At 44.5% G+C, this 6207-nt stretch carries 5 protein-coding genes; 2 read left to right on the top strand and 3 right to left on the bottom strand.

Features of this window, described 5'->3' with window-relative positions; translation table 11 throughout:
- Window positions 1–389: 389 nt before the first annotated feature.
- The gene (locus ACWVCM_RS14105) at window positions 390–1313 is read right to left on the bottom strand and encodes a histone deacetylase family protein (protein WP_455202401.1); all 924 of its coding nucleotides are present in this window, start codon (window positions 1311–1313) and stop codon (window positions 390–392) included.
- A 79-nt stretch (window positions 1314–1392) separates the two neighbouring features.
- Here ACWVCM_RS14105 and ACWVCM_RS14100 point away from each other — a divergent pair, with 79 nt between their 5' ends.
- Window positions 1393–4071, top strand: a complete 2679-nt coding sequence (locus ACWVCM_RS14100; RefSeq protein ID WP_455202400.1) for a bifunctional acetate--CoA ligase family protein/GNAT family N-acetyltransferase — start codon at window positions 1393–1395, stop codon at window positions 4069–4071.
- A gap of 169 nt (window positions 4072–4240) precedes the next feature.
- Complete coding sequence (locus ACWVCM_RS14095) at window positions 4241–4396, top strand: hypothetical protein (protein WP_455202399.1); 156 nt, start codon at window positions 4241–4243, stop codon at window positions 4394–4396.
- 101 nt (window positions 4397–4497) lie between these two features.
- On the opposite strand, the gene ACWVCM_RS14090 is transcribed toward ACWVCM_RS14095, so the two are convergent.
- Together ACWVCM_RS14090 and ACWVCM_RS14085 are read right to left on the bottom strand one after the other, a co-directional pair.
- Entirely contained in the window at window positions 4498–4884 is a 387-nt protein-coding gene (locus ACWVCM_RS14090; protein WP_455202398.1) for an FHA domain-containing protein, read from the bottom strand.
- Between the two features lie 188 nt (window positions 4885–5072).
- Window positions 5073–5696: a hypothetical protein gene (locus ACWVCM_RS14085; RefSeq protein WP_455202397.1), complete on the bottom strand. Its 624-nt coding sequence runs from the start codon at window positions 5694–5696 to the stop codon at window positions 5073–5075.
- Between the last annotated feature and the right edge of the window lie 511 nt (window positions 5697–6207).

The raw sequence follows: 6207 nt of genomic DNA, 5'->3' as shown, positions 1-6207 counted from the left end.
TTTATTTAATAGAGTTAGCGTATTTTTTCAGGGGCAATAATGATGATAGCAAGAGTGTAAAATATCTCGACATAAATGAGATTATAATGGCGAGGTATTTATAATTATTTTGTTATAAAAAAGTCCCTATCGGAAGACGGAACTGGAGTAAGATTGCTGGAACGACTACTTGAGAACAGCCCAGCGACTGAGCCAATTTGAAATACAATAATTCTTTAAAAAAGCTACCTTTACGGTGTCCTTTTTTATCTTGTGCAGATCAAACTCAGTGAACGCAGCCACCTCTTTCCTGACTCTGTACTTTATGTACAGTGCTAAGGTCGAGAAGAAAGCAAATACGGAAAATAGTATCCAATGTCGGTGTTGTCATATCGCCGCGGAAGCAATCTTCATTCAGACAATACGCCAATATGTGCCGCCGCACTTCGGCCTAATGCTGACAATGCATAACCGCCTTCAAGACAGGAAACAATACGCTCCTCGGCATATTTCCCGGCGATGATTTTTATTTGTTGTGTCACCCAGGTGTAACTTTGCTCGGTCAATGCCAATCCTGCCATTTCATCTTCTACATGTGCATCGAAGCCGGCGGATATGAAAATGAATTGTGGTTTAAATTCATTAAGCTTAGGCAACCATTTTTCCGCAACCGCTTGCTGAAAAGCGTCATCTTTTGTACCGACCGGCAATGGTACATTAACAATATGTTCACTCGCTGTATCAGCACCGCTGTATGGATAATAGGGATGTTGAAATGTAGAACAGAACAAAACGCGGTTTTCATCACGGAAAATATCTTCAGTACCATTTCCATGATGGACATCAAAATCAACAATTGCAACTCGCTCCAGATTATAGTTATTGAGTGCATGGGCAGCACCTATCGCGACATTATTGAAAAAACAAAATCCCATTGCCCGATCCCGTTCCGCATGGTGGCCGGGTGGGCGCACATTACAAAATACATTCGTTACTTTATTCGTCATTACCATATCGACCCCATGGATAGCAGCACCTGCTGCGCGTAAAGCAGCGTTCAAGGTATGCTCATTCATGCTTGTGTCGGGATCGACCCAGGCCTGGTGACCTGGCGCCGGTGCAGATTGCAAAATACTGTCAATATAGGTTGCATCATGCACTAATTCCAGATGTTCACGCTTTGCCAGGGGCGCTTCGACATGCTGCAGTAACATGTCCAGGCCGCTGGCAATTAACTGGTCCCGGATCGCGGACAAGCGCTGTGGGCATTCCGGGTGTCCTTGCCCCATGTCATGTAGTGCGCAATCGGAGTGTGAAATAATGGCCGTTGTCATGAGAAGTTGCCAATTGATTTTGAATCTAACTCATGGCACCTTAAACGATATCGGCAGTCACTGACAATAGGGATATTGCATGGGCCCCCATTACCTTGACCGGTTATTTGCACCAAAGGCAATCGCGGTGTTTGGTGCCAGTACCCGCGAGAATGCCGTTGGCACTCGTCTCTATCAAAATCTTCTTGATGCAGGATTTGAAGGTCCTGTCTATCCGATCAATCCAAAATATCAGAAACTCAAAGGAAAGCAGTGCTACCCCTCGATTAACGAGATCAATGACAGCATTGATCTGGCGGTAATTACTACACCTGCTAGCACGGTACCTGAAATTATTCATGAGTGCGGTGAGCACGGTGTTCGCGCCGCTATTGTAATATCTGCCGGTTTTGGTGAGGGCAATGGTGCAGGATCACATCTCCAAAACCAGTTATTGCAGGAAGCTTCCCTTTACCAAATGCGGATAATGGGCCCAAATTGCCTGGGACTGATCCGCACCCGTGCGAAACTAAATGCCACGTTTAGTAAAAGCATGGCGCAAACCGGATCGCTGGCGCTGGTATCCCAGTCGGGTGCACTTTGTACTGCCATTCTTGACTGGGCCGAACCGCGCAATATTGGATTTTCGACGGTAGTGTCATTGGGTAGTGCCAGTGATATTGAATTTGGTGATGTGCTGGATTATCTGGCCCTGGATTCAGAAACACAAAGTATTCTTCTTTATGTAGAAGGTATTCGAAACGCAAGGCGTTTTATGAGTGGCTTGCGCGCTGCCGCGCGCCTGAAACCGGTCGTGGTGGTTAAAGTCGGTCGTCATCGTGAAGGTTCCCGGGCAGCAATGTCCCATACCGGGGCTTTAGTCGGGTCTGATGATGTATTTGACGCTGCCTTAAACCGTGCAGGTGTCGTGCGAGCAATGACCATCGAACAATTGTTTTCTGCTGCACACTTACTTTCAACACATAATCGCGTTAAAGGTAATCGTTTGGCGATTGTTACCAATGGTGGAGGCCCCGGTGTCATGGCCACCGATCGCGCTATTGACCTGGGACTAAACATTTCTCAGTTTGACGAAAACACGGTGCAAATGTTGAATGCAAAACTACCAGAGCACTGGTCACACAGCAATCCGGTCGATATTCTTGGCGATGCTACCGAACAGCGGTTTCATGACGCGGTTGAAGCCTGTCTTCAGGATAAAAATGTCGATGGCGTTGTTGCCATATTGACGCCCCAGGCAATGACGGAACCCACGCTGGCCGCCAAGGCAGTTGTAGATGCAGGGAATAATCGTAACAAACCGCTCTTGACCTGCTGGATGGGCGAGTCACAAGTGGAAAATGCAAGAAATATATTTGCCGAACACAAGATTCCCTCCTTCCCGACTCCGGAAGCATCCATCGAGGCTTTTTCTTATCTGGCTAACTATCATCGGAACCAGTTATTACTGTTGCAGGTACCGGGACCCCTGGGGAAACGCAGTGCACCGGACATAGAAGGTGCACAGATGATTATTGATGGTGCTTTGGCAGAGCATCGAACAGTATTAAGTGGCATGGAATCGAAAGCCCTGTTAACTGCATTTGGTGTTCCAGTTAGTTCAACATTTGAAGCACATTCTGCAAACGAAGCATTAGTTGCTGCAGAATCGCTGGGATTCCCGGTTGCCATGAAAATAGCCGCAACACAACTTTCACATAAAACGGATGTAGGCGGCGTGCGCCTGAATATTAATGATGCCCACTCCGTGCGCAACACATACACGGCAATGATCGAAACCATAAAAGCGCAGTATCCCGATAGTGAAATCCGTGGTGTCACCATCGAAAAAATGTACAGCAATCCCAATGGCCGAGAATTGATAATCGGGGTGATTCGAGACCCTGTGTTTGGGCCAGTAATCAGCTTTGGCTCGGGCGGTACCGAAGTTGAAATTCAACGCGATCGTGCCGTTGCCCTACCCCCATTGAACGCCTTTATCGCAAAAAATCTTATCAACAACACCCGAGTAGCAAAATTATTAGGTGATTTTCGAAGTCTGCCTGCGATCAATATGCATGCGTTGGTACAGGTATTATTACGCATCTCTGAAATTGTTTGTGAAATCCCCAGAATACAGGAACTGGATATCAACCCTATAATGGCAGATGAAAAAGGTGTCGTTTCGCTTGATGCACGTATCGTGGTTGATAAACATTACACCCAGGTCAAACCCTATGATCATATGGCTATCCACCCCTATCCAACGCATTTACAATCCAGCTGGCATACAGCCGATGGCACCGAAATTACCATCCGCCCTATTCGACCGGAAGATGCGGAAATAGAAGATGCATTTATACGAGACCTATCTCCGAAAGCGAAGTATTTTCGCTTCATGCAAGCCTTACGAGAATTAACGCCGCAAATGTTGATTCGCTTTACCCAGATAGACTATGACCGGGAAATGGCATTTATTGCAGTGCTCGACCATGAAAGTAAAGAACTGGAAGTGGGTGTCGCCCGGTATACCACCAACCCGGATGGAGAGAGCTGTGAGTTTGCCCTGGTAGTAGATGATGAATGGCAGCACAAAGGTATCGGTTCTCGTTTAATGACAATCCTCATGGCAACCGCGAAAAACCGTGGTTTCAAAACCATGGAAGGAGAAATACTGGCAGACAACAGGGAAATGCTAAAACTTGTTGAACACCTCGGCTTCACCAAATCACTTTCTAGCGAAGATCCGCACATTGTTATCGCCGTTAAGTTGTTATAAGTTTCCTTTCGGGGAACTGCCCAGGCGAGCTACAGTAATGTTATCACTACGCGTGACACCATAGCTACTGGCGGTCATTGACTGACTATTGGCGTAAGATGACAACACTAAACGAATAACAGAAGTCTAAGCATATAGCCTTGAAACTGGAACGATGGAAGGTGAGTTTATGTTTTATAAACTTCTGGCAATGCTGTTAGTTGTTGCAGGATTAGTATGGATTGGCGCAGACCAGAGCACGTTGTTGTTTGTTGGCCTGTTACTGTCTGTGAATAATATACTTGCCTGGTTGATAAAGTTTGCTTTTAAGCCCTCCACAACCTGAAAAATTATACTATAGCGATGATGCCGCTTAAAATCTCTTCTTATTGTATTGCAAGTTCAAATCTTTAACCTGGCTTCAGCATATATGCATGTGACAGCAAGTCATGTTTTTCTGGTATATAAAAAATCCGACACTTCAACTTTCTTAACTTTTTGAGTTTTCTTAAAATCAGGCGGTGGCGGCACATATTTTTCTGTAGAAAATTTAAGGCGTGAGTTCCCTACCCTTATAACATCTCCATTCTTCAGAACATATCGTTGCACTACTTTGTTATTGATCAGGGTTTTGTTTGTACTACCCAGATCTTCAATAATATGTACTTCCTTATCGGGATCGTTTTTTAATGGTTCAGTAATAATATGCGCATGATAAATACTGACCGAGTCGTCAGCCAGCACAATTTCATTGTCGGGCGACCGGCCAATGCCAATCTGACTCTCGTTCAGAGCGCATTTTTCACCAGTTCCTAAAATCAATATATACGCCATTTTGGTTTACGTTATCTTCGCAGGTGTTTATAGGATGTATCAGCCAGAATTATATTCAATTACAACTAAATATTAGTCAAAGAAATAGATATAAACAACTCAGCCCCGGCTGAATTGGATTAGTAGACACTAAAACAGGTGGGATGATGAATTTTTACAATATCGGGGGACGAAAATCGCCGTGGAAATTACGCCTTCTTTTTGTCAATATTTTCCGCCAATTTGACGAGCAACAGCTTTCGTTGTAACGCTTTTTTATTACCTTGCTTGATCAAAGCACGTTGATCGGCAATCTGTAATGATAGCGCTAAATTGAATGAACGAAACCAGTCCTGCCCTTGAATTTCCCTTTGTCTGGAATCCGCCAGACCTTGCCATTGCTCTAAAAACTGGTAGATATGCCGCTCAGTCCAGTTAGACTCATTCGCCAGGAACTCGGCCGCTTCCTTTATATCAGTTGGAAGGCTTTGTTGGGTTACCTGCGCAAAATAGCGTTCCACAACTGAAACATTAAAGGTAGCCAGGGTTCCGCTGGTTTTATAGTAATCAAACGCTATGTAAACTAAGCTCATCACTGCCAGCATCAACAGATACGTGGAAATTTTAGCCACAACTTTGAAAACCCTGATTTGAACTAACACCCTGCGTGTTACTGGATGCAGCCTGAGTACTTTACGCTGTGGATTTGCATTGCCTGACTGCGCTTGTTGTTCTGAATTTGCAATTCTCGAATACAGTGAAGCAAACTCTTCTTTGGAAATTTTACCTTGCGCAAAATGATTGGTGAGCCAACGAACCTGAGTAGCTGACATTGAAACGGTAACCTCTGTATTGTAATTAATGCCAGGCACCTCTTCGGCAATCCACAATGAAAGAGGCGCCCTGGCTACTGTGCGAATCGTATCTGTACATGTTGCTCTTCGGCCAAAGAACATTTATCGAGGATTAATATGTCTCGCGACTCAACGTGCGGAATATTGAACTTACTATTGGCCAGCGTCCTAAAGGACTAAACAACACTTCCCCCCTGGAAATCCCCTACAATTCTCTATAAGTACGTTATTTTACAACGCGTACGAAACTTGTTCGTTTACCTGATGACACTATAAAAATAATAATAATCCAGAATCATGAATTTTCAATGCCTTACGAAGCATTTTGAAAGCTTTTTATATATTATCTTAAGATTAAGAACGGCATACTTGTCATAGTTTTATATACTTCTTACGTATTGGTTTCGGTACAAAAACGAACCTGGGCATGAACATGCTCACATACACCGGCGCCGTTGTATTTTATACTCACTGGAACTATGTCCTGTCG

The sequence above is a fragment of the Kaarinaea lacus genome (genome assembly GCF_975902315.1).
Note: the sequence above shows the minus strand (reverse complement) of the source record. Positions and strands in the feature narration are given on the sequence as shown.

Excerpts from the sequence above, each read along its gene's own strand:
- ACWVCM_RS14090 (WP_455202398.1), bottom strand. The coding sequence starts at position 4,884 with ATGGCGTATATATTGATTTTAGGAACTGGTGAAAAATGCGCTCTGAAC.
- ACWVCM_RS14105 (WP_455202401.1), bottom strand. The coding sequence starts at position 1,313 with ATGACAACGGCCATTATTTCACACTCCGATTGCGCACTACATGACATG.
- ACWVCM_RS14100 (WP_455202400.1), top strand. The coding sequence starts at position 1,393 with ATGGGCCCCCATTACCTTGACCGGTTATTTGCACCAAAGGCAATCGCG.
- ACWVCM_RS14095 (WP_455202399.1), top strand. The coding sequence starts at position 4,241 with ATGTTTTATAAACTTCTGGCAATGCTGTTAGTTGTTGCAGGATTAGTA.
- ACWVCM_RS14085 (WP_455202397.1), bottom strand. The coding sequence starts at position 5,696 with ATGTCAGCTACTCAGGTTCGTTGGCTCACCAATCATTTTGCGCAAGGT.